Below are 22,185 nucleotides of genomic sequence, written 5' to 3'. Positions count from 1 at the left end.
CAAGTTCTACTTATATATTATCAGAAATTTCTATACAAAACACAATATAAAGAGTTAACTTGTTTCATAAAATAGTATGATAAACAAAAAAGAACTCATACTTTCGTATGAGTTTCGCACAATTACTTCGTTTCATCTCTCAGACTCAATGTACCTAAACTTTCATTTGCTTCAAAATGATTATATGCTTTTCCCGCTAATTTTTTCCGTTCTTCTGGTAATTCTATATATTTCATTACGTTTTCAATTATTTTTTCGTACGGAGTAAATACAATTCCCGGCCACTCTACCTCATCTTCTGGATTACTATTTTCGGAAATAATAAATTTCTTATTTGCGACTGCATAAGACACGCGAGGTGTTTCAAGAATTCCTGATAAGTAAAAATGAATATTTAATATAATTTTAGCTCTAGCAATCAATTCATTTCTAACAATTCCCCACGCATTATTTTTAAAAACTATATTTAAATTTGGGGCAATCGCTTTTAGATGATCAAAAATAGCTTGCCGCCTCGGATTAAGAGCACCTATAAACAGAATATCAATATCTTCAGTAATGTCATCTTCAAATGCATCTTTTTTTATTTCCAAAGTTGGAGCATAGTTCATTTTTACATGTTTTATTTCTTTTCCTACCCCTTTTTGTTTTAGCCATTCTATATTTTGTTTACTATAATCCCAAATCACTCTATCTTTTAATAATATTAAATAAAGGGGGTGCGCATATGGACTTCCTTCGTATAGCTGTTCTAAATTATAAATAATTGCATCTTTCGGAAGAAGATTCGGGTTATATGCGTATGTATGTGCTCCAAAAACAACTGTATTCTTTACATTTTCCAGTATTGTTTCTGATATAATTACTGTATTTCCCTCCTGCTCCAACCGCCACTTTAACGCTCGCGCAACATCTATGAAACTACCGTATGTCTTTGGGCATATAAAAAGACAATAATCATATTCTTTATTCAAATAAGCTTCCATTAATTTTAAATTATTTTTATATAAATCTACATCCGGATGTTTAAGTACTAACTCATTTGCATGTTTTCTTGCTACTTTATATAATCCAGCATAATAAGCAGCGATGCATCTTCTTAATTCGATTCTTTCACGATGTTCATCTAATACATCCATGTTTAAAAGAAGATTTGCGATACAATACGCTTTTAAATGATCACGATCATAATAATAGTCTAGTAGTGGCATCAATTCTTCATACGTATTTCCATGCACCGATTCTCCTAGTTCAATCGCCCATCGCATTAATTCCATGATTACTCCACTACTCCTTTAACCGAAAATGTATTTAATAAAATTTCGCATTATTCTCTACTACATTTGCTATATGAAATGGAATCTCTTCTTTAATCGATTCCAAATACTTTTGCGACACGGCCCCTAAATGTTTTTTATGAGGTATATAGAAAGCACTAATAGAAATTTCATAGTCAAATAAGTAATCATACACATGATAATCTACAAATAAAAGATCATCCTTTGGAAAAGGAATTTCCTTCCCTTGCAGAGCATACATCAAAGCAATATTGTTTTGAGATCGTAATCGATACAACCTTGCAAGTTGGTATAATGGTTCAGCCCGAGTTGGTCTATATTCCCACGCTTTTTGAAAATAAAAAACAGCTAATGCTAAATATTTCTCTTCTTGCCCTTTAACAGTTTCTTTTTCATCAGCATCTGTCACTTCATTTTGTTTATTTGCTGAACGATTTGCTAACTGCTCATAACAAAACCCTATTCGCAATAACGAATAGAATACCTCTTCAACCCAACCCCCTGCTTCCACTCGTTTTTTATACCATTTAATCGAATCTTCAAATTGACTTAAATGAAAATAAGTTTGGGCTAAATAAAATAAATATCTTATATGCAAATCTGGCGTTGTTTCTGGGTCGTTTATTCCTTGTAACAACAACCTCTCATCTCTTTCAAATTTATCAGCTTTACTCCCGCCATCTCCGGGATCATTCACGACAAGAGTCTCTAACCGATCTACCCTCGTATTGTAATTCGCTCCAACTTTTGAGCGATCTATATCCCAATACTCATGAGTAACACCGACAGATTTCCATGGTAAAGAAGCTTTTAAAAGACGTGTAAGCCAATATTTAATATGAACATCATATTGCAATGTAAGATAATGATCTTCCGTTAAGCTCGTTTTATCGAAATTCGGATTAACCTCTAAAATCATATCCGCATCTAATATTAATAAATAATCTGCTTCTGGATATGTTTTTTGCGCTAATGAAACAGCTAAACTTCTGTTATAACCAAAGTTTTTAAACGGCTCATGATGAACCGTCCCAGGTATCTCATTTTCCTTACACCAATTTTCAATAATTTCAGGCGTATTATCCGTCGATCCAGTATCACAAATAGAAACATAATCTACAATTGATTTTGTTGCATTTAAACATCTTTCCATAATTCTAGACTCATTTTTGACAATCATACAAAGACATAATTTTTTTTCTTCCTTTACAGACTTCACTTGCTCATTTCCCATTTAACCACCTCATATTTTATTAACACGCTCTTCTCATATGTAACAACATTTTTTAGCTATACTGATGACATAAGCACCCTTTTACTATTTATGAAAACTTCATTTTATTTATTCTTACTTTTATGTTGGGACATATTTCATGCTTCGCTTTATATTTGATACAATCAATACAAAAAAACATAATACGGGAATCCGTACATTTCAAAGTCTAAGAGGAGGTTATATTTTGTTGGATTACATTTGGCTAGATGACAAATCACCAATTTTAGAACAACTACCAAGTAATTTTAAATCTGCAGCTATATTGCTACATCCATTTGTCCAAATGCCTTTAGGATGGGAAAAGTCTGTGAGAAAAAGACCATATGAGCACATCTATCCTAGCTCTGAAGAAATCATTCACAATGGGAAATCCGTTTCTTGGAAGGAAATGATGTCTTGTAGTGGATTACATTCATACGCAGACCTAGCAATGGCCATGTTGACTTCCATTAGTGCCTTTTCAGAAGAATATAAAAGAGAGGATTTAGCTGAAAAGCTACATTCAAACTTAAAAAAAGATCTTTATTATCCAACAGAAAATTATACGTCTATATTTTTATTACACAAATTACTTAAACTCCTCGGTTCTAAAGGTGCAAAAAATCTATATTTCTCTGAACCAATTCTTGATACAAACGGATTATTACAGGTAAATAATACTACTCCATTAGATATTTGGGACATTAGCAATAATGAGTTAATTATTACTGGAGAAGACAATGAGTATGCGTTTATGAGTATATACGATTCCTTTACAACCTTATTATTAGCTAAAGAAGAAAATATAGAATATATTGTTCAATCAATGAATGTTGAAGCTGTCATTTGTGACAAAAAAACGATGATTGATTGGTATTTTTAAATTAGTAATTTCTTAAACTATAAAAAAGAAACTTGCGCTTATGCACAAGTTTCTTTTCAAAAACATCCTTAATTTTTTACAACTTCATGTCCACCGAACTGATTACGTAGTGCTGAAACTACTTTTCCATGGAATGTATCATCTTCCTGAGAACGATAGCGCATAAATAATGACATCGCGATTACTGGTGCCGCTGCTTGTAACTCAAGCGCAGTTTCAACAGTCCATTTCCCTTCTCCTGAAGAGTTCATTACACCTTTAATGCCATCAAGTTTAGGATCATCTGCAAATGCTTTTTCAGTTAAGTCCATTAACCAACCGCGGATTACTGATCCGTTCGCCCATACTTTTGCAACATCTTCATAATTGAAATCAAAGTCACTCTTATCTAGTACTTCAAATCCTTCAGCGATTGCTTGCATCATGCCGTACTCAATACCGTTATGAACCATTTTTAAGAAATGACCACTACCAACGCGGCCAGCATAAGTATAGCCATTTTCTACTGCTAAATCTTTAAATAAAGGTTCTAATTGGTCATAAATTTCTTTTTCTCCACCAACCATTAAACAAGCACCGTATCTAGCTCCTTCTACACCGCCAGATGTACCGATATCTACATAATGTAATCCGAAGCTTTTTGCTTCTTCAGCACGGCGTAACGTATCTTTATAGAATGAATTTCCACCTTCAATAACGATATCACCTTCATCTAATAACGGATACACATCTTTTAATACTGACTCTACAACTTCTCCTGCAGGCACCATTACCCAGATCGTACGAGGAGCTTCTAATTCAGCGATCATTTCTTTTAATGTATGACGTGCAGTAATTCCTAGTTTTCCTGCCTTTTCTACAAGCTCTTTATTTACATCGTATACAACTACTTCATGCTTGTCTTCATGTAAGTGTTCAGCTAATGGGAATCCCATTTTTCCTAATCCAATTAAACCTAGTTTCATAATAATCAATCTCCCATTCTATACAAATATATTTAATATCGAAATTAATCCAAGTGCTACAACTGATAGTATCGTCTCCATTGCGGTCCATGTTAATAATGTTTCTTTCACAGTCATTCCGAAATATTCTTTAATCATCCAAAATCCCGAATCATTCACGTGTGATAAAATTAATGACCCTGCGCCTGTTGCAAGTGCTAGTAATTCAACATTTACACCAGGTGTACTTGCTGCAATCGGCGCAACAATACCAGCTGCTGTCATCATAGAAACAGTTGCCGATCCTGTTGCAACTCGGATAAGTGCAGCAATTCCCCATCCAAGTAATATTGGTGAAATATGTGATTCTTTCGCCATTTCAGCAATTGTAGTACCAATTCCAGAATCTAATAACACCTTATTAAACGCACCACCAGCACCAATTACTAACAGTATGTTTGCAATTGGCCCAAGGCAATCATTTGTAAATTGTAATACTTTATCTTTAGAAAATCCTTTTGCATAACCAAGGCTAAAGAAAGAATAAATCGTTGCAATTAATAAAGCGACTATTGGATCTCCAATAAAGTGTAACACTTGTGCAAGTTGACTCGTTTTATGTAACGCTACTTCAGCAATGGATGCACCAAGCATAAGAAATACTGGAAGTAAAATAGTAAACAATGTATTTCCGAAGCTAGGAAGTTCTTTCTTCTTATCTCTTTCAATAAATTGCTCCGCTATATCTAATGGTACTTCCTTATGTATACGAGCACCAATCCATTTCCCGTAAAGTGGACCTGAAATAATTGCAGTTGGAAGTCCGACAATTAACGCATATAAAATTGTCTTCCCTACATCTGCTTTAAAAATACCCACTGCCGCCATTGCCGCTGGATGCGGTGGAACAAGTCCGTGTACGACTGACAGTCCTGCTACTAGCGGAATACCGATTGTAATAAGTGATACCCCAGTTTCTAACGCAATTGTAAATACTAACGGAATTAATAGGACAAATCCAACTTGGAAAAATACCGGAATCCCTACTAAAAATGCAACGAACATCATCGCCCAGTGAACTCGTTTCTTCCCAAAACGATTAATTAATGTGTTAGCGATACGTTCAGCACCGCCAGATTCGGCCATCATTTTTCCAAGCATCGTTCCTAGTGCTAAAACTATCGCTAAAAAGCCTAACGTATTACCAAGCCCTAGTTTAATAGAATCAATAATCCCTGGATCTTTTGGTGAAGTTCCAATTAAAGGCATTCCCATTGCTAAACCTACACCAATTGCTGTTAAAATTAATGCGACAAATGGATGCCATTTTACTACCGTAATAAGTAAAAGTAGTATGACAACTGCCGCTAGTACGATCCCAACTACCATTTCTCCCAATCCCCCTATTGTTTACGTTGGAAAGCAGCTATACAATCAAATTCTTCTTTCAAGCGATTGTAAAGTCGTTCATACATATAAAACATTTCTAAATATATAGCCGTATTTTCTTTATTCGGTACATGATGATGGACAATATCAATCCAATCCTTTACCTCTTCAAGAGAATCAATTTTTCCTACAGCATATAAAGCAACTGCCGCTGCCCCAAGCGCAGATGCTTCATGACTTTCAGGTACAAGCAATTCTTTTCCCATCATATCGGACAACATTTGTCTCCAAAATGCAGATTTTGCAAACCCTCCTGAAACTCGTATTTCAGTAAGTGGCCCTGTACAATCCCTGATTGCGAGTGCTACTGAATATACACTCATACAAACACCTTCCATCACTGCACGTATAAAATGTTCTCGTTTATGTTGAAGATTGATTCCAAAGAATGTACCACGAGCGTTTGCATTCCAGTAAGGTGCGCGTTCTCCAGATAAGAAAGGTAAGAACAATAGCCCATCCGCTCCAGCTGGTACGCTTTCTGCATATTTAATTAATAAATCATAAGGATCAATGCCGAGCTTTCTTGCTACTTCTTGCTCTGGACTACCAAATTCATCACGTAACCATCTCAGTAATATTCCGCCGTTATTCGTTGGACCACCGATTACCCAGTGCTCATCTGTTAATGCGTAACAAAACGTTCTCCCTTTCTCATCTGTATTTATATTTGATGAGATTGTTCGAACCGCACCACTCGTTCCAATCGTAATTGCAGCCGCACCCGGTGATATCGCCCCAACTCCTACATTTGCAAGAACCCCATCACTTGCTCCGATGACAATTGGTGTCTCTGCACTTATCCCCATCTTCTGTGCTAATTCTGGCTTCATACCTGATAAAATATATGTAGTGGGTACAGGGGTTGATAATTGTTCTGGTGACATTTGTAACATAGTCAAAACATCTTCATCCCAGTTTAATGTTTCTAAATTAAATAACCCTGTAGCAGAAGCAATCGAATAATCAACTACGTAGCGTGAAAATAATTGGTAAATCACATACTCTTTAATGGAAATGAATTTATAGGCACTTGTATATAACTCTGGTTCCTCTTCTTTCATCCATAACAATTTAGAAAGTGGTGACATCGGATGAATCGGTGTACCTGTACGTCTATAAATTTCATGCCCATTCATTTGTTGTAATAATTTTTCTGATTGCTTCGTACTTCGATTATCTGCCCAAATGATAGAACGCGTTAATGGCGCACCATTTTCATCTACTGCAATTAATGCGTGCATAGCTGTACTAATACCGATTGAAGAAATATCTTCTGGTAATACATTACCTTTTTCAATGGCAACGCTTACACTTTTGTATACAGCGGCACATATTACATCAGGATCTTGCTCAGCCCATCCTACATTCGGTTGAATAATTGGGTAATCGATTGCATGTGATGCAATGACTTTTCCTTTTTCTGTGAACACAACCGTTTTTGTACTTGTGGTACCGATATCAATCCCGATTACTCTCCCCCTTGTTTCCATGCGAATCTTCCCTTCATTTCTAGCAAAATACGATTTAGTAAACCGTTTACATGAATTAGTATATAAAATATTTTTTCATTTATCAAGTTATAAAAAGAAAATTTTTTTCATATCAAAAAATAAATCCCCTCATTCCATTTCACTTATATACTAAATTTAGCTTTTCCATGCGGTAAAATTACGTTAAATTCGTTACGCAATACACTCTTTCCTCTCATTCACAACACATACATAGTCCCTCCATACGTTCTACTTATTTGCATGAAGAAAGAGTTGCAAAGCAATATTCATTTTTAGCGGTCACGTAACATCACCATCAAGCCAAGAAAAGTAACTAAACGCAGAATGAGAATTCTGTGCATTTTACTCTTATTTATTGTTTTAGGTTCACTAGTCTTTTATCTTGATAAACATAGAGCGCGGCCCCCCTACTATCAATTTTTTATCTTGTAAATATATCTTGCATACTATAAAACCGAAAGTATTTTTATTTTTCAGAAAAATAAAACAATAATACAGAATTTATTGTATAATGTTGTAAAAAGATGTCGGAGGGATTTAATGTTAAATAAAATATCTCAATTCACAATTAAGCTTTCATCAATTCTTTTATCACTCTTACTATTATTAAATTTACCTTATTTATTTATCACTCAACAAGGATTTACCTTTCAACCAATTTATTTTTTTAATCAGATCGTTATCATGTTAAAACAGGTCTTCTCCCCTGAATCATTAGTGATTATAGGATCCGACCCGAAGTTTGGCCATTTCAAAAAAACACCATTATTTCCAACTGTTTTAGAGCCTTACCTATATTCATTTACTATATTATTTTTAGCCTTTTTTCTTGCTCTCTTTTTATCATCTAGCACGGCATTTTTTTATTTTTTAGCAAAAGATTATATAAAAAAATGGATAAACCGAATTGTGTTCATATTAGAAGCTGTCCCTGATATGATGATGATGATTTGTTTACAAATATTTTTCATATGGGTACTTCAGAAATTTGGGGAATCTCCTGTCACTATTATTTCTTTTAATGAAAATCGAGCTTATTTACTCCCTATTTTATCATTAGCTGTCTTACCTACATTACAAATGTTTCGGATGATGGTGTTATACATAAAAGAAGAACAAGGAAAACATTACGTAGAGGTTGCATATGGAAAAGGCCTTTCATCAAGTTATATACTCTGCATTCATTTATTCAAAAATATATCTATCCACTTCTTTCACCATTTAAAAACGATTTTTGTTTTCTTACTTTCTAATTTATTCATTTTAGAATTTGTTTTTAATATGGAAGGCATTATTCAATTTCTATTTAATAAGGCGTTTGTTTCACCTCCCGCTGCATTTATCATACTTGTTATGATTATTTTACCGTTTTATGCCCTTTTCCACATAGTCTCATTCATGATGAATAGATGGAAAAAGCAATTGAAAGGAGTATCATTATGAAATCTATTTGGAAATCAAAACGCTTTTTAATCGGCTTTACTTATCTATTCATACTTATTTCAGCTAGTTTTATTTATAGTTGGTTCTTTAAAGATAACATCCCAAAACCTCCTCAGTTACTTTACAATGACAATAACGAATTACTTGGAAAGGCCCCCTTTCCGCCTTCGTTAATTCCACCTTTTGGATCTGATCGTTTTGGAGAGTCTGTTTTCTTACAAATTGTAGAAGGAGCAAAATTCACTATTTTATTAGCCGTGGCAATTAGCTTCTTTCGAATTTTATGCGGAACATGTATAGGAATCCTCTTAAGTTTATTTGCTCCAAAACTCAAGAGATTTTTCCAGTCATGCTCAGAAGTTTTTTATTATATTCCAACTCTATTTATCGCATTCATACTCATCACGCCCGTTAATATTATAATCACATCAAATGCTGATGGGGTAGATCCAAATATTTCATTTACGTTTTATCAAGTACTCGTACTTATTTTCGTCGCTCTGCCTACACTTTCTTTATACATATCCTCAGAGGTTGATGAATTTATGAAACAAGATTACATCTTAAGTTCACAATTACTGGGGGCTAGTCGTTTTCATATTATTAAAAAACACTTACGAGTCTTATTACTTGACCGCTTATTTGTATTATTTATGGAACATATTGTCCAAACACTCATACTCGTTATCCATTTAGCGTTGCTTAACATTGTAATTGGCGGCATACAAATGCGTGAACTCTATGACGGAGTGCTCAAACCTGTTTCTCTATCTAATGATTGGGCAGGCCTTATTGGATTAAATCGTAATGAAATGAATCTTTCATGGTGGATTATTTTTTATACTCTCGCTTCATTCTTTATTACGATTCTATTTATTAAGCTTATGACCATCGGGATTCAAGATGCACTGAAAGCAAGAGATTCGCAAATTGTAGCAATTCAAAACGTTCCAGATCATAAAAAATTTGTTAAACATAAAGATTCTTTTTCGTTTGCAAATAAAGTAAACCTTTAATCATTTCTCATTAATCAAGTATTAATTGGCATCGATATTAGTAGAAAATAAAGAAGATGAACCCTATTAAATACAGGGATCATCTTCTTATGCTGTCTAACTTTTTTACATGTCCTTTAGACTCACAATTTTTATATTTAAAGTGAATTATTTGCAATTACAATTATGTATTTTAAAATCAATTACCATACGCCCTTGAATTCTACCTTGTTCCATTTCTTCGAATACATTTTGTACTTTATCTAGAGAACAAGTTTGAACAACTGGCACTACTTTTCCTTCTGCCCCGAACATAAACGCCTCTTCCAAATCTTTACGAGTACCAACTAGTGAACCAACTACTTCAATTCCATCTAGTACAAGTCGCGGGATGTTTAAGTCCATTGTTTCTACTGGTAGCCCTACTGCAACTACTTTACCGCAAGCACGTACTGCATCAACTGCTGAGTTAAAGGCTACTTTAGAGACTGCTGTTACTACCGCAGCATAAGCGCCACCAAATTCCTCTTGCACAATTTTATCAGCAGGACCTTGAGAAATTGAGTTGATAGTCATATCAGCACCAACTTCTTTCGCTAAGGCTAATTTGTCGTCATTAATGTCTACTGCGATTACTTTTGCACCAAATACATTTTTAGCATATTGGATAGCTAAGTTACCTAATCCACCGCAGCCATAGATTACAATAGGTTGACCAGGTTTAATATCTGATACTTTAATAGCTTTATATGTAGTTACACCAGCACATGTAATTGATGATGCTTGAGCAGGATCTAATCCTTCTGGTACCTTTACCGCATAATCAGCTGTAACGATACATTGTTCAGCCATACCACCATCTACTGAATAACCTGCGTTTTTAACTTCACGGCAAAATGTTTCTCTACCAGTTACGCAATATTCACAACGTCCACAAGATTGGAACATCCATGCAATACTTACACGGTCACCTACCTTTAGTGAATTAACATCATCAGCTATTTTCGTAACAATACCTACACCCTCATGACCAAGAATACGGCCATCAGTGTTACCAAAATCATGATTCGCAACGTGTAAATCAGTGTGGCAAACTCCACAATACTCTACATCTACTAACGCTTCACCTGAGCGTAACGGACGTAATTCTTTTTCAACCACTTCGATGTTTGCTTTGCTGTTTTTATTAACCACTACTGCTTTCATATGTGATCTCCCCTTTAGTGTTTTAGCGTTTTAATGAGTTTATCTCACAACTACTTTCTTCACTACTTTGGCTAGTTACCGTACCAAATTTAAGTGTTCAATCATCATTACATGTTCATCATAACATGACACTTCATAAACAAATTGTGAAATTATGAACAATATTTGAATTATTACATAAATCGGTCTTTATTTTAGATTTTTAAAAATGAGAGTTTATCACTGACTATAAGTAAGTCATACATTTCTAAAAGAAAATAAAGTAACAAACTTCTCATCGATAAAAAAGCTCTTTACTCAATATTTTCTACATTTAAACACTTAGTTTCACAGTAATAGCCTTTACCGCCAACATAAACTTTTTCTATTTTATTTTTGCTATTGGTTGCTAATTTAACTAATATTTCAGAAGGCGAGTGTAAAGAATAACCTTGTTCAAATACATAGACTTCTTTTTGCAAATAGTGCTGTTCATAAAGGTAGCAAGCTAATGCACCGTTTGAAGTTCCAGTCGCTGCTTCTTCATTAATGTCGTATAGTGGAGCAAAATTTCTGCATATAATTCGATTGTCATTAAAAGTATATAGATGCATCCCAACAACATTATAATACTTGCTGATTTCTTTAATTTTTTCAAAATTAGGTTGCAGTGCATGTAATTGTGTTTCGCTTTTTATAGGAATTAAAATATCTTTTAAGCCCGTGGAGACAATTTGGATTGGGTATTTATTGTCTATATCTTTAATGTCAAAACAGTCGGTGAACTCATTTGGAGATACAACATCATAGAATATCGGTTTATTTTGTTCCATGAATATGATGTCATCTGTTATGGTAATAGTAAGAACACCGCTGTTCGTTTCAATCGTATAGCGATTCTTGAAAATTTTATTTAAATGCATCAGTATCACGAAAGAGCCAATTGTGGCATGACCACATAAATCAACTTCTTCTTTTGGAGTAAAATACTCAAATTTATAATCAGCAATTTCAGATTCTGATATAAATGCGGTTTCCGCATAACCCAGTTGTTTCGCTATTGTCATTTTTTGAGTAGTGGTCAATGTATTTGTATTCTCAATAAATACCACTCCTGCTTTATTTCCGCCTTTATGATCCTTGCTAAATGCACTTGCAACATAAACGGATATTTTCATAAGACACCTTCCTCACTTATAGTAAATTATATATAGAAAGCACTACATATAAATGCAATTGGATAAATTATCTATAAAATACGAGACAAACTATTTTTAGCATTTGAACTCTCCAAAAATAGTTTGTCTACAATCTGAAAGCTCTTCATTTGAAGAGCTTTTTTATATTCGCTTCATCGAAATCGTTTCACGTATACTTTGTAAATTTTTTAGTGTTTCTTCTTGTCGCTGCAACGACAACCCTACATACAAAGTATCTAATAAGCTTAACTGTGCTAATCGTGATGAACTTGCTTCTGTACGGAATTCAGTCTCACGTGTTGATGTATATAACGTTATATCAGCAAGCTGACTTAATGCTGATTTCTTATAGCTCGTAATCGCAATAATTTTGGCCCCTCTTACTTTCGCTACTTCTAACGCTTCAAGTAACCCTTTATTGCTACCAGAATGAGAAATGCCAATAACAACTGAATTTTCCGAGAGTAAACCTGCTCCCATAATTTGAAAATGCGAATCAGTATGAGCGATACAAGAAATACCCGTTCTCATAAACTTATGATACGCATCCATCGCAATAATACCAGAGCCACCATTTCCATAAAACTCAATTCGACTTGCTTCTTGCAAGGCTCGTACAGCCTGCTCAAGTGCTGTTTCATTTAGCAAATGTAAAGTATCTTGCAGTCCTGTAATATGCGAATGAAAAACTTTTTTAGCAACAGTTACCATACTATCTTCTGCTGATACCTCTTCATGAATATTTTGCATCGGTGTATGTACAATTTCACGAGCTAATGTAATCTTTAAATCTTGAAAACCTTGCAAACCAAGGTGTTTACATAAGCGGAATATCGTCGCTTCGGAACTACTCGTAACTTCAGCTAATTCTGTAATAGATTTATGTACAACATCTTGTGGATGTTTCAAAATATGTTCGGCAATACTTCGCAATTTCGGTGATAAACCATTCAACGAAGCCTGAATCTTTCCAATCCCACTCCTTGTACCAGGCATAGCATATCCTCCTCTTCCATCGTAGCTTTATCCTGTAAAAACCGATTAGTTTAACTTTATTGTACCTAATTATTGAAAGAAGAAAAACCTATATTAGGGATTACTATAAATTTTAATTGCTCCTATGTATTCTGTCATACGATATAACAGAATTATTCATGCTTATGAATAATTCTCCCCATGTTTCACTGCGTATAATGCGGCTTGCGTACGATCATCCACTTCCAATTTAGCTAAAACGTTTGAAACATGTGTTTTCACAGTTTGTTCTGTAATATGAAGTTCTGCTGCAATCTCCTTGTTGCTTCTTCCTTTCGCAATTTCGCGAAGTACCTCTTGCTCTCTTTTCGTTAACATTGAAAAAGGATTTTCTATTTCCTTCTTTACTGCGGTACGCCCCATTAATGCAGGTGTTACTTTCGGGTGAAAATTCGCATTTCCTTGATGTACTGCAATAATAGAAGCGACAAGTTGCTCAGGTTGTACTTCTTTTAATTGATAACCATCTGCTCCAGCTTCAAGTGCTGGTATAACATAATCTTGCTCTGAAAAACTACTTAATATAAGTACCTTTATCGTCTCATCGTATTGCTTTAGACGTTTTGTTGCCTCAATTCCATCCATTTTCGGCATCGATACATCCATTAGTACGACATCCGGTCTTTCTTTTTGCACGAAATGTAATGCCTCTTCGCCATTTTCCGCTTCCCCAATAATTTCAAATTCTTCTCTCGTTTTCAAAAAGAATACAAGTCCTCTTCGAACGATATGATGATCCTCAACTAGTAGCAATTTAATCTTCAATCTTATTCTCCCCTTCAAATCGGCAATTGAATTTCTATTTTTGTACCCTTTCTCAGCTCTGTTATAATTTGAAACGACCCCTTCATTAACTGAATACGTTCCTTCATACTTTTCAGGCCAAGTGCTGACTCCCTTACTTGCTCTTGTATAAATCCTATTCCATTATCTTCTATGTAAAAATGTAACTGGTTATTTTCTATTTTCAAAAGAACATGTACCTTTTCACACGAAGCATGCTTTTTACAATTATGTAGCGCCTCTTGGCTAATACGCCATAAAACTTCTTCTATTTCATCCCCAATTGAAACCATCCCATCAATTCGAACTTCCACTTGAACTCCTAATAACTTCCCGTAATTTTGAATTGCTTCTGCTAACCCTTTCTCTAATCCTTCCGGTCTTAATTGCCAAATTAATAGAGTCATCTCTTGTAATGCTTCTTGTGATAATTCTCCAATATAACTTAACATCTCTTGCAATTCTCTATCTTGCGTCATATTCAGAGTACCTTTCGCTGTTAGCATAATAGAAAATAACAATTGTTTTACTGAATCATGTAAATCACGTGCAAGTCGATTTCTTTCCGCTACCACTACATATTTACGTTCTTTCTCAACTAACTGAATACGTTGTATTGTCGTTCCAATTTGAAATGCAATTGATTCTAATAATGCTAACTCTTCCTCTGAAAAATGAGTCTTATGAGGCGCAGCCACATTTAGTAGACCAAATTTTTCTGATCCAGACCTAAGCGGAATTGTCGCATGATGTGTAACATCTTCTGTCTCTCCCCAATTACATTCAATTGCATCTTCTATTCGCTTACATTCAATAATATTAGTCGCTTTTTCTAATCTCCCATTCACAAACCGTTCTACACACCAACAGTTTCCTTCACACATCGGCTTCTTCTCTTGCCACGTAAGAGCCTCTGGTAAATTTTCGTCTACAAGCATGCTATGCTTTCCACTTTCATCAATAAAGAATATCCACCCTGTTTGTAAATTCATTACTTGTAACAATGTATGCAACACTTTTTCTAACATATCCTGTAAGTTTGTTGCTTCATTTAATAATTCAGCAATTTCTTTTAATGCCTCTAAACGATGCATCTCTTTTTCTTCAAAGTTCATTCTCATCACCAACTACAATTATAACATTAAGAAATTTCTAAATTCTATAAATAAAAAAAGAACCGAATCCCTTCAGCCCTTTCTTTATATCAATCATTTTATTATTGTTATTCTATCCAATGTTGGAATCAGAATTTTTGTTAACAAACGATTCTACTTTAGCTGTCCGATAAAGATTTTCCACCATGGATATGCTGTAAAATTTCAGTAGTAACAACCATATTCGCTGCTGGCATTTGCACTTGATTCTTATGAAACATAGACATTAATTCAAATCTTACTTGTCTAGAAGTTTCAAAATAATCTTCTGGCTTTATTAAACCTGTAATACAAAATTCATAGCCAACATATTTCAAGTTAGGATTTAAGTCTGTAACACCGACGTATTTAAATGGTTCAACAGCGTCATCCTCTACTCTATAAAGAGTTTGATCCAATTTTTCATTGCATATAACACATACTTCTTCTAACAATTCCTTCACTCTTGTTGGATCTTCCTGATAACTTACCGTGATGCGTTCAATTACACGCATCCATCCTTTATTAAAATTTTGTATCGTTCTAATCTCTCCGTGCGGGATGGTAAGTAGTTTTCCTGACCATTCACGTATTTGCATAAAACGAATACTAATCTCTTCAATAGTTCCTGAATTTGTTCCGTTAAAAGTTACAAAATCACCAACTCGAAACTCTTTGTCCGCTAATCTTGCAAAGCCTAATATAACATCTTTTAGCATCTGTTGTGCTGCAAAACCGATGACAACTCCAGCTATCCCTGCACCTGCAATAATACTTTTTATATCTACAAATTGGCTAATTAAATATATGATAAGACTGATGATAATGATATATCTAAAAATAGATCGAATTACACTTTGAATCGTCTGCTCTACCTCTTCATCAAAAAAACTTGATTTCCTAAAAAACCAATCAATAATACGGTTTATTACAAACGAAATAATGATTAAAACTAAAGCAAATAGTAAAAATCTTAAAAGTAAAAACTCCCTTACATAATTAAAAAATTCTTCAGTATACGTTAATAAACTCATCCATCCACTTCCTTAACTAATAAAAATTCTATACAAAGCTGCTATATTTTTAAAATTCATTAGACATTCTTCTATAAATATACCCTTTTTCATAACCTAAAGGGAGCTAGCAATTGAATTTTTTTATGACTTCACTTTAAGACTACACAACCCATCCTAATAAAAGGAAAATATTTACATAATATCGAATAGTTCATTTGAAAATATTATTACTCACGAGGGTTACAAGCAATGGGATATATCGAAGAACTAAGAGAAGTTGTTGGATCAAGACCGCTTAATTTAGCAGGCGTTGCGGTAGCTGTTTTCAATGAACAAGGACAAATACTACTACAACAAAGGTGAAATGGCATGTGGGGCGTTCCAGGAGGTTTTGTAGAACTTGGTGAATCTATAGAAGCAGCTGGAAGACGAGAAGTACTTGAAGAAACCGGAATCGAAATTGGTACACTTCAGCTAGCAACTGTGTTTTCAGGTAAAGAATGTTTTGTGAAATTACCGAACGGAGATGAATTTTCCCTATAACAATCGCTTACCTTTGCAAAGATATTACAGGTGGCTTGCTAAAAGCTGATGAAGTCGAATCATTACATGTACAATTTTTTAATTTAAATGAGCTACCACAAAATATTAGCCCATTCATAAAAAAATTAATTGAGCAAAATGTCGTCTCAGTTTAAACGCAAAAAAGAGACCTTTTTAAAGGCCTCCTTTTCATTTCACTTCTGCATGTAAACAAGATTTAAAATGTCCAAGTGCAAATTCATGTCCTTGCGCATTAAAAGATGCAACTGCCTTTTCATAAACAACAATTTTAAATCCTTTATTATAAGCGTCTACTGCTGTGTGAAGAACACAAATGTATGAATACATGGTATATCTAAAAAAATGCCTTCGAGCCTGTGAGAACAAGTCTTTTTACAACTTATAATGCAAATTTATTTCAAAAGGACGAAATGGTATATAAATCGAACGCCTTTCAATACAATGCGACCATGAATTAGTTTTACAATCTCCCTCCTTCTGCGGCCTGTAGCTCTTTTTTTAATTGACTAACGGTCTTTATTGAAATTAAGAAAAACACCTTACCTTTGAAGTATTTCTAACAAGTCATCTACATTCTGACCCATATTTTTATCTGTTTCATAAAATATTCTTGAAATGTTAGATAAATAAAGGTTGTTAAAATGTAAGTTAGTTCTATTAACTTTTGGATATGAGAGGCTATACATGTCTTTTACACATAAAGCAACAGCCCAATTTTGTATTGGCAAAGTAAATTTTATATTATCCGTATTAATTTTATTAAATAGTTTGGAAGTGAGCTCTAGCATCCACTCACTATCTTTATCCCATTGTTTATTATTTTCAAAAATGCTTACCATTTGATTAATAACTTTACAATAAATACTCGCAGCGTTATCTGCTATCTGAATAAATATGCTATCTGTACTATCAATAAAATTCAGATTAATTCCGAAAGGAGCTAACTCTTTCTGAAACACTTTTGAAAACCCATCAATTTTATCATGATTTATATTTAAACACTCATTTCGTAATGTGGGTCCAGCCTCATGCTTTAACATAAATATAAATTCGGACAGGGTAGATAAATTCACTATATTTTTAGAGGCAGTTCCAATATATTTACTAACTCCAATTAGGTTATCTAATACATCCTCTTCAAGCTCATTCTCTAAAATTAATCGGACCATTTGGGGCAAATATAAGTTTTCTTGATTACTATAAGAGTAATTAGCCAAAAACCCTAAGAATACTTTGAGATTTTCCAATGTTAAGTTTTCCTCAAGTTGACAATATTTTAATAAAATATTGTCATTCTCTGATATCAAGCTGCTTGCTAACTGGTAAAATTGCAAAGGAAATTCTTCTTTAAATTCAACTCCCAATAGACCACCTAACATTTTAGTCAATAAATAAAAATTTTTATCATAAATATTAATTTGGAAATGAGTATCATCCAATATCTCATCGATAAAAACATTTAGTAATTCATTGTTATCTCTAGTCAATAAGGAATTCCCTTTTAACTCGCCAAGGATATTAAACTCTTCTTTTAATGCTTTGTATTTTTCTTTCAGTTTTTCTTTTTCATCATCATTTTCCATAATAACTCCGCATAAGGCGAAGTGTCTTTGATTATCATAATTTAATCTATTGCTATTACTCTTAACTGAGCCTGTATTCCCAGATTCATCAAAATAGATATCCATAAAACGTTCTCCCTACATTTTTAATTCTTTATCTCATGTTATTAAGTTTTCCGTATGAATATAATTGGCTTTTTTATTAAGTACAATTAAATTCTACGCTTTCAAATATAATGAAACAACGTCACACATATTTTTTAATATACCGTCTATATTAAGGCTCTTTATTTCTTAATTTCTTGCTCTTAATACTCTAGGTAGTGTTTGAGCTATCTCCCTAGCAAACTATCAGTTACTTTATTCATTAAATAACCTTCTTTAGAATACGCAACATAATCTAGAAATATATCTCTTAACTTCACAATCATTTTATTCTCCCATTTTATAATGTAAATACTATCATTAAATCTGTTAGCTCATTTAATTTGGTTGTATCACTTGAGCCATATCGCTTCCCTTTCTCGGTACCATTCTTCCAGCTTCGCTTAATTCAAATAAAGCTGCAAATACTCTTTTCATAAGTATCTTCCACTCTCCTGAAGAACACTCATCCCATGTCACACTCCAATTTAAATCAATATACCTTTAAGCCCTGAATAGCCTATCAACGGTTATTGCAGGATATCCAAAGACGTCTTCAATGTAATTTTCTAAAAGAAAACACATCCTAATAATGTTCTAAATTTATTTTAGCATAAAATGACAAATGTCCTTAAAAAAGAAGTAACTAATCTGTTTATAAGATAAGTTACCGTAAATAAATAACGTCCTTAAGCCCAAGCCTTTGCTCTAGCATATAAATTTTTGATTTAAAAATCATTATAATATTTTATTAAATTTAATTGATTTATCTATTATAATAAAATCGTCACATCAAAAGGAGGGCAGTTTGAAATCTTAAAAATGCGATGTAATTATACGGAGGTGCAGTGTTGCTAAAGTTACAATCACTTAAGTTTTATTCTATGAAATACGGCTCAAAAATTGGGAGGTTTTTCTTACTTGCTTTAGGTCCACTATTATTTATAATCGTCTTTACTGGTACATTTTTCGTTTCTTTTCAAAGTAATCCAGCAATTAAAGATAAAGCTTGGATTGTTCTTAACGTAGGTGTATGGACGGCAATCATTGGCTTAGTTTATGACAAGCTAGATATTTTCTATAAAGAAAGAGAAGCAGCACAAAAAATAATTGATAAAAATCATAAATTCCGAATCATTCCAGATTGGTATAGAAATTTGAAATATATCTCTGCCTTCATTTTATCCATAATAGGTGTAGTATATTGTTTTTCCATGAAGGATGAACTATCCAAAGAGACTGGGACAGCCCTAATGTTTGGTATTTTCCTTAATATGTTAAGCAATTATTTAAAAGATGCGGGTCATCGTAGATATATAAAAATCACAAATTTTTTATTTTTGATTGTAGCTTTATTAGGGGTTATTTTCTTTGAAAGTATATATGGTTTAGTATTGAGTGGATTGGACAAAAAAACTTTTGGTTTTTTAAGTAAACCATTTTTTGATGTTTTGTTTATGTCCGTTCTTATTGCTATGGTTAAACCATTTGGAGGTAAAGTATTAAATTACAATTATAATTTTTCACATTTAACCGTCCTTTTCACTTCTATTATTAGTTTAATAGTTATATATTACGGTTATCCCAATGATACATTCATCGAAATTGGGGGATTTCTATTTTTAAATTCTCTGGGTTTTTGCTTGTTACAAGCATATGAAAATTCCCAAAGAAAACACATAGGAAGAATCCAACATGCACTCAAAAAAGGATTCAAAGTAAAATGGTCATGGAGATTTATGTAAAAGTACAAATCGAAAGCTTCTCTTATAAGCAGAGAAACTTTTTAACACTGTACTTTTCTTTCTCGGTTCTTATTTAACAATTGGTAATCCATATCTGAAATATACAACATATTACTCTTTAAAAACGTATCAATATTAGACTTTCATTGTTCCGCTTCTTGCAGTTCTCCATTTAACCAAGCTGCGTTCAATAATGGAATTTAACAGAGCCTAAAATAAAAAAACACTGGGATAAATAAGGGCTGTTGCAATCACTGTATGGAGGGCTATCTACTGATTTACCTTGTTATCCTAATGCAAAACAATGGTTCATCCTAGAACAGGTCGAATTCAGAGCAGGAGTAACCCATGAACGGGTGCAAAAAATAACTGAACAGCTTTGTGTTAATAATGTTGAACAAGAAAAAGAGCATTGATGTCGATTCAATGCTCTTTTTACTGCGCCTTACTGTGTTAATCTAATGCTATTTGTAATGATATTTAGCCTCAATTAAATAGCTTTCCTTCCGAAAGAAGAACCCGTTACTTTAAACGAGTAATTTTTTTATAGAATCAAGATAATTCCCTCATTCAAAAACTCATAGATTGAAGGGATGAAAATAATAGGATGGGTAACCAATTTTCTAACATTGAAACAATTTAAAAAGGTCTCTAATATCAAATTTTATCCTATTGATATATTCATCATGTTTTTTACGACGGGATTTTGGTAGCTGATTAACCTGCTCTTCAGAAAGGTAATGTAAGGTCTTCCGTACCTTAATTAGTACACCTTCATTTTTCCAGTTCTGAGTTTTGTTAGATACCCAAAATCGATAAATAAATCCATTTTTCTCTAAAGTTTCTAATTGCGCTTGTATAGTATTTACACTAGAGTTTAGTTCCTCTGCTAAAGCATTAACGGTAGTAAAACAGAAATCATCTGCTTCCTGACGGCGTTGTACAAGAGCTATAAAGAGCCTAAAAGCCCTCCATCCTATTATAGGTAGCCAACAGGTAACAAAGTATTGATTTAATCCTACTTTGTCTTTTTGAACGGAATCTGTGAAAGGAAGAATTAATTCATCAGTTATCGTTTCAAACATAAAAGCAGCTACTTCATGTTCAGCTATATACTGTCTTTCCAAAGATTTTTTGTTAAAGGATTCAAACTTCCCATTTTTAATCCTTTCCACTTTTTTTATTTTTTCAGTTGTTATGAACCGATAATACAGTAGTTCATCCTTTGTTCCTAATAGATTAACTTTACACTTCATATATGTTCCTCCTATTTTACATTACAGGTATAATTATGAACGAGAAAAATTTTTATATAGGCTATTCTGCAAGAAGTTTAAATAATTTAAATTTCATTTTCTGCCTAAATCGAAGGGGATAACACGGGTAATTCCGGTTTTGTTTTTTATTTTTTTCTACTTACAAAGATATATTAAGCTGAATGAGTGCTAAATTATTAAACGCAATCCCACCATCCTAGGGAATGGCTGAGTTTCCGTAATTCACTGGAAGTTCTTCATGGTATTAAACCAACTAACAAAAGGAAATGAAAATACAAGTGTTTACGTTACTAAATGTATTCCACCTCCTTTATAGTGGCAAAAAAACAAAACGATATTGTGCATATTCAACATCATCGAGTTGCGTTTCTAACATCTGAAACAGTTCCTCTTTAAAAAGGTTCAATAGTTTCATCTTATCGTGCTTCATTATAATTTCTTCTAGATGGTCCACAACCGGTAAGGCTGCGATAGCGTAGGATTTATCCGTTATAAAATAACTCTCCATTTCCAACGAAATGTTCTCTTCTTGAATATTGCTGTCCTCAAGTAAAATTCCCATCCTAAAAACCCCACAAATAGGATAAAAGTTTACTTTAAATTTAAATTGAATCAGTAAACTTCCTAAAGGTGTAAAAAACTTCCCATCTTGGTAATAACAAACGATAGACTTTTCCTTGTCTCCAAAGTTAAATAGCTTCATTTTCATTTCCCTTTTTCTCTATTTAAATTTCATTCATCATAGATTATTTGTGTCAGGC

Annotated in this window: 18 protein-coding genes and 2 pseudogenes; 5 read left to right on the top strand and 15 right to left on the bottom strand. The window is 33.4% G+C overall.

The window, feature by feature from the left end; all coding sequences use genetic code 11:
- Window positions 1-122: 122 nt before the first annotated feature.
- Both ACUXVC_RS11010 and ACUXVC_RS11005 read right to left on the bottom strand, forming a co-directional pair.
- On the bottom strand, window positions 123-1,277 hold the full coding sequence (locus ACUXVC_RS11010; RefSeq protein WP_000422334.1) for a hypothetical protein: 1,155 nt from the start codon (window positions 1,275-1,277) through the stop codon (window positions 123-125).
- Window positions 1,278-1,311: 34 nt separating this feature from the next.
- Entirely contained in the window at window positions 1,312-2,532 is a 1,221-nt protein-coding gene (locus tag ACUXVC_RS11005) for a tetratricopeptide repeat-containing glycosyltransferase (protein WP_144465459.1), read from the bottom strand.
- Window positions 2,533-2,671: 139 nt separating this feature from the next.
- Between ACUXVC_RS11005 and ACUXVC_RS11000 the strand changes: the two genes are divergently transcribed.
- Entirely contained in the window at window positions 2,672-3,436 is a 765-nt protein-coding gene (locus ACUXVC_RS11000) for a DUF2711 domain-containing protein (protein ID WP_144465458.1), read from the top strand.
- A 68-nt stretch (window positions 3,437-3,504) separates the two neighbouring features.
- Here ACUXVC_RS11000 and gnd read toward each other — a convergent pair whose 3' ends face one another.
- Genes gnd through gntK form a run of 3 tightly spaced genes read right to left on the bottom strand, consistent with a single transcriptional unit; the run spans window position 3,505 to window position 7,322 of the window.
- On the bottom strand, window positions 3,505-4,401 hold the full coding sequence (gnd, locus tag ACUXVC_RS10995; protein WP_144465457.1) for a phosphogluconate dehydrogenase (NAD(+)-dependent, decarboxylating): 897 nt from the start codon (window positions 4,399-4,401) through the stop codon (window positions 3,505-3,507).
- 18 nt (window positions 4,402-4,419) lie between these two features.
- On the bottom strand, window positions 4,420-5,769 hold the full coding sequence (locus ACUXVC_RS10990) for a GntP family permease (protein WP_000260205.1): 1,350 nt from the start codon (window positions 5,767-5,769) through the stop codon (window positions 4,420-4,422).
- 14 nt (window positions 5,770-5,783) lie between these two features.
- Window positions 5,784-7,322 carry a gluconokinase gene (gene gntK / locus ACUXVC_RS10985; protein WP_144465456.1) on the bottom strand — a complete coding sequence of 513 codons (1,539 nt, stop codon included), beginning with the start codon at window positions 7,320-7,322 and terminating at the stop codon, window positions 5,784-5,786.
- Window positions 7,323-7,883: 561 nt separating this feature from the next.
- On the opposite strand from gntK, the gene ACUXVC_RS10980 reads away from it, so the two are divergent.
- Both ACUXVC_RS10980 and ACUXVC_RS10975 read left to right on the top strand, forming a co-directional pair.
- Entirely contained in the window at window positions 7,884-8,786 is a 903-nt protein-coding gene (locus ACUXVC_RS10980) for an ABC transporter permease subunit (protein ID WP_095690980.1), read from the top strand.
- Window positions 8,783-9,802, top strand: a complete 1,020-nt coding sequence (locus tag ACUXVC_RS10975; protein WP_000836567.1) for an ABC transporter permease — start codon at window positions 8,783-8,785, stop codon at window positions 9,800-9,802. The genes ACUXVC_RS10980 and ACUXVC_RS10975 overlap by 4 nt, the downstream gene beginning before the upstream one ends.
- 147 nt (window positions 9,803-9,949) lie before the next feature.
- Here the strand turns inward: ACUXVC_RS10975 and adhP are convergent, their stop codons facing one another.
- From adhP to ACUXVC_RS10945, 6 genes are all read right to left on the bottom strand, one after another.
- Entirely contained in the window at window positions 9,950-10,987 is a 1,038-nt protein-coding gene (gene adhP / locus ACUXVC_RS10970; protein WP_098976041.1) for an alcohol dehydrogenase AdhP, read from the bottom strand.
- A 293-nt stretch (window positions 10,988-11,280) separates the two neighbouring features.
- Window positions 11,281-12,144 carry a PhzF family phenazine biosynthesis protein gene (locus ACUXVC_RS10965; protein ID WP_095690982.1) on the bottom strand — a complete coding sequence of 288 codons (864 nt, stop codon included), beginning with the start codon at window positions 12,142-12,144 and terminating at the stop codon, window positions 11,281-11,283.
- Window positions 12,145-12,306: 162 nt separating this feature from the next.
- Window positions 12,307-13,161: a MurR/RpiR family transcriptional regulator gene (locus tag ACUXVC_RS10960; RefSeq protein WP_095690983.1), complete on the bottom strand. Its 855-nt coding sequence runs from the start codon at window positions 13,159-13,161 to the stop codon at window positions 12,307-12,309.
- A 162-nt stretch (window positions 13,162-13,323) separates the two neighbouring features.
- A complete protein-coding gene (gene casR, locus ACUXVC_RS10955) occupies window positions 13,324-13,965 on the bottom strand; it encodes a two-component system response regulator CasR (protein ID WP_088362949.1) in 642 nt (213 codons plus the stop codon).
- A gap of 14 nt (window positions 13,966-13,979) precedes the next feature.
- Window positions 13,980-15,077 carry a two-component system sensor histidine kinase CasK gene (gene casK, locus ACUXVC_RS10950; protein WP_170925745.1) on the bottom strand — a complete coding sequence of 366 codons (1,098 nt, stop codon included), beginning with the start codon at window positions 15,075-15,077 and terminating at the stop codon, window positions 13,980-13,982.
- Window positions 15,078-15,256: 179 nt separating this feature from the next.
- A complete protein-coding gene (locus tag ACUXVC_RS10945) occupies window positions 15,257-16,150 on the bottom strand; it encodes a mechanosensitive ion channel family protein (protein ID WP_095690984.1) in 894 nt (297 codons plus the stop codon).
- 231 nt (window positions 16,151-16,381) lie between these two features.
- On the opposite strand from ACUXVC_RS10945, the pseudogene ACUXVC_RS10940 reads away from it, so the two are divergent.
- Window positions 16,382-16,830 (top strand): annotated as a pseudogene (locus tag ACUXVC_RS10940) (NUDIX hydrolase).
- A 34-nt stretch (window positions 16,831-16,864) separates the two neighbouring features.
- Here the strand turns inward: ACUXVC_RS10940 and ACUXVC_RS10935 are convergent.
- Both ACUXVC_RS10935 and ACUXVC_RS10930 read right to left on the bottom strand, forming a co-directional pair.
- Window positions 16,865-17,011, bottom strand: a pseudogene (locus ACUXVC_RS10935) (isochorismatase family protein); the annotation flags it as partial.
- Window positions 17,012-17,235: 224 nt separating this feature from the next.
- Window positions 17,236-18,384: a DUF3800 domain-containing protein gene (locus tag ACUXVC_RS10930; protein WP_446026046.1), complete on the bottom strand. Its 1,149-nt coding sequence runs from the start codon at window positions 18,382-18,384 to the stop codon at window positions 17,236-17,238.
- Between the two features lie 869 nt (window positions 18,385-19,253).
- Here ACUXVC_RS10930 and ACUXVC_RS10925 point away from each other — a divergent pair.
- Window positions 19,254-20,147, top strand: coding sequence for a hypothetical protein (locus ACUXVC_RS10925; protein WP_446026045.1), 894 nt, complete (start codon window positions 19,254-19,256; stop codon window positions 20,145-20,147).
- A 623-nt stretch (window positions 20,148-20,770) separates the two neighbouring features.
- Here ACUXVC_RS10925 and ACUXVC_RS10920 read toward each other — a convergent pair.
- Window positions 20,771-21,403: a helix-turn-helix domain-containing protein gene (locus ACUXVC_RS10920; protein WP_446026044.1), complete on the bottom strand. Its 633-nt coding sequence runs from the start codon at window positions 21,401-21,403 to the stop codon at window positions 20,771-20,773.
- Between the two features lie 331 nt (window positions 21,404-21,734).
- Window positions 21,735-22,133 carry a hypothetical protein gene (locus ACUXVC_RS10915; RefSeq protein ID WP_446026043.1) on the bottom strand — a complete coding sequence of 133 codons (399 nt, stop codon included), beginning with the start codon at window positions 22,131-22,133 and terminating at the stop codon, window positions 21,735-21,737.
- Window positions 22,134-22,185: the final 52 nt, after the last annotated feature.

It is taken from the genome of Bacillus sp. N6, assembly GCF_052805735.1.
Note: the sequence above shows the minus strand (reverse complement) of the source record. Positions and strands in the feature narration are given on the sequence as shown.

Bases quoted from the DNA above. Each gene is read 5' to 3' on its own strand.
- ACUXVC_RS11010 (WP_000422334.1), bottom strand. From the start codon at position 1,277: ATGGAATTAATGCGATGGGCGATTGAACTAGGAGAATCGGTGCATGGA.
- ACUXVC_RS11005 (WP_144465459.1), bottom strand. From the start codon at position 2,532: ATGGGAAATGAGCAAGTGAAGTCTGTAAAGGAAGAAAAAAAATTATGT.
- ACUXVC_RS11000 (WP_144465458.1), top strand. From the start codon at position 2,672: ATGCTTCGCTTTATATTTGATACAATCAATACAAAAAAACATAATACG.
- gnd (WP_144465457.1), bottom strand. From the start codon at position 4,401: ATGAAACTAGGTTTAATTGGATTAGGAAAAATGGGATTCCCATTAGCT.
- ACUXVC_RS10990 (WP_000260205.1), bottom strand. From the start codon at position 5,769: ATGGTAGTTGGGATCGTACTAGCGGCAGTTGTCATACTACTTTTACTT.
- gntK (WP_144465456.1), bottom strand. From the start codon at position 7,322: ATGGAAACAAGGGGGAGAGTAATCGGGATTGATATCGGTACCACAAGT.
- ACUXVC_RS10980 (WP_095690980.1), top strand. From the start codon at position 7,884: ATGTTAAATAAAATATCTCAATTCACAATTAAGCTTTCATCAATTCTT.
- ACUXVC_RS10975 (WP_000836567.1), top strand. From the start codon at position 8,783: ATGAAATCTATTTGGAAATCAAAACGCTTTTTAATCGGCTTTACTTAT.
- adhP (WP_098976041.1), bottom strand. From the start codon at position 10,987: ATGAAAGCAGTAGTGGTTAATAAAAACAGCAAAGCAAACATCGAAGTG.
- ACUXVC_RS10965 (WP_095690982.1), bottom strand. From the start codon at position 12,144: ATGAAAATATCCGTTTATGTTGCAAGTGCATTTAGCAAGGATCATAAA.
- ACUXVC_RS10960 (WP_095690983.1), bottom strand. From the start codon at position 13,161: ATGCCTGGTACAAGGAGTGGGATTGGAAAGATTCAGGCTTCGTTGAAT.
- casK (WP_170925745.1), bottom strand. From the start codon at position 15,077: ATGCATCGTTTAGAGGCATTAAAAGAAATTGCTGAATTATTAAATGAA.
- ACUXVC_RS10945 (WP_095690984.1), bottom strand. From the start codon at position 16,150: ATGAGTTTATTAACGTATACTGAAGAATTTTTTAATTATGTAAGGGAG.
- ACUXVC_RS10930 (WP_446026046.1), bottom strand. From the start codon at position 18,384: ATGGATATCTATTTTGATGAATCTGGGAATACAGGCTCAGTTAAGAGT.
- ACUXVC_RS10920 (WP_446026044.1), bottom strand. From the start codon at position 21,403: ATGAAGTGTAAAGTTAATCTATTAGGAACAAAGGATGAACTACTGTAT.
- ACUXVC_RS10915 (WP_446026043.1), bottom strand. From the start codon at position 22,133: ATGAAAATGAAGCTATTTAACTTTGGAGACAAGGAAAAGTCTATCGTT.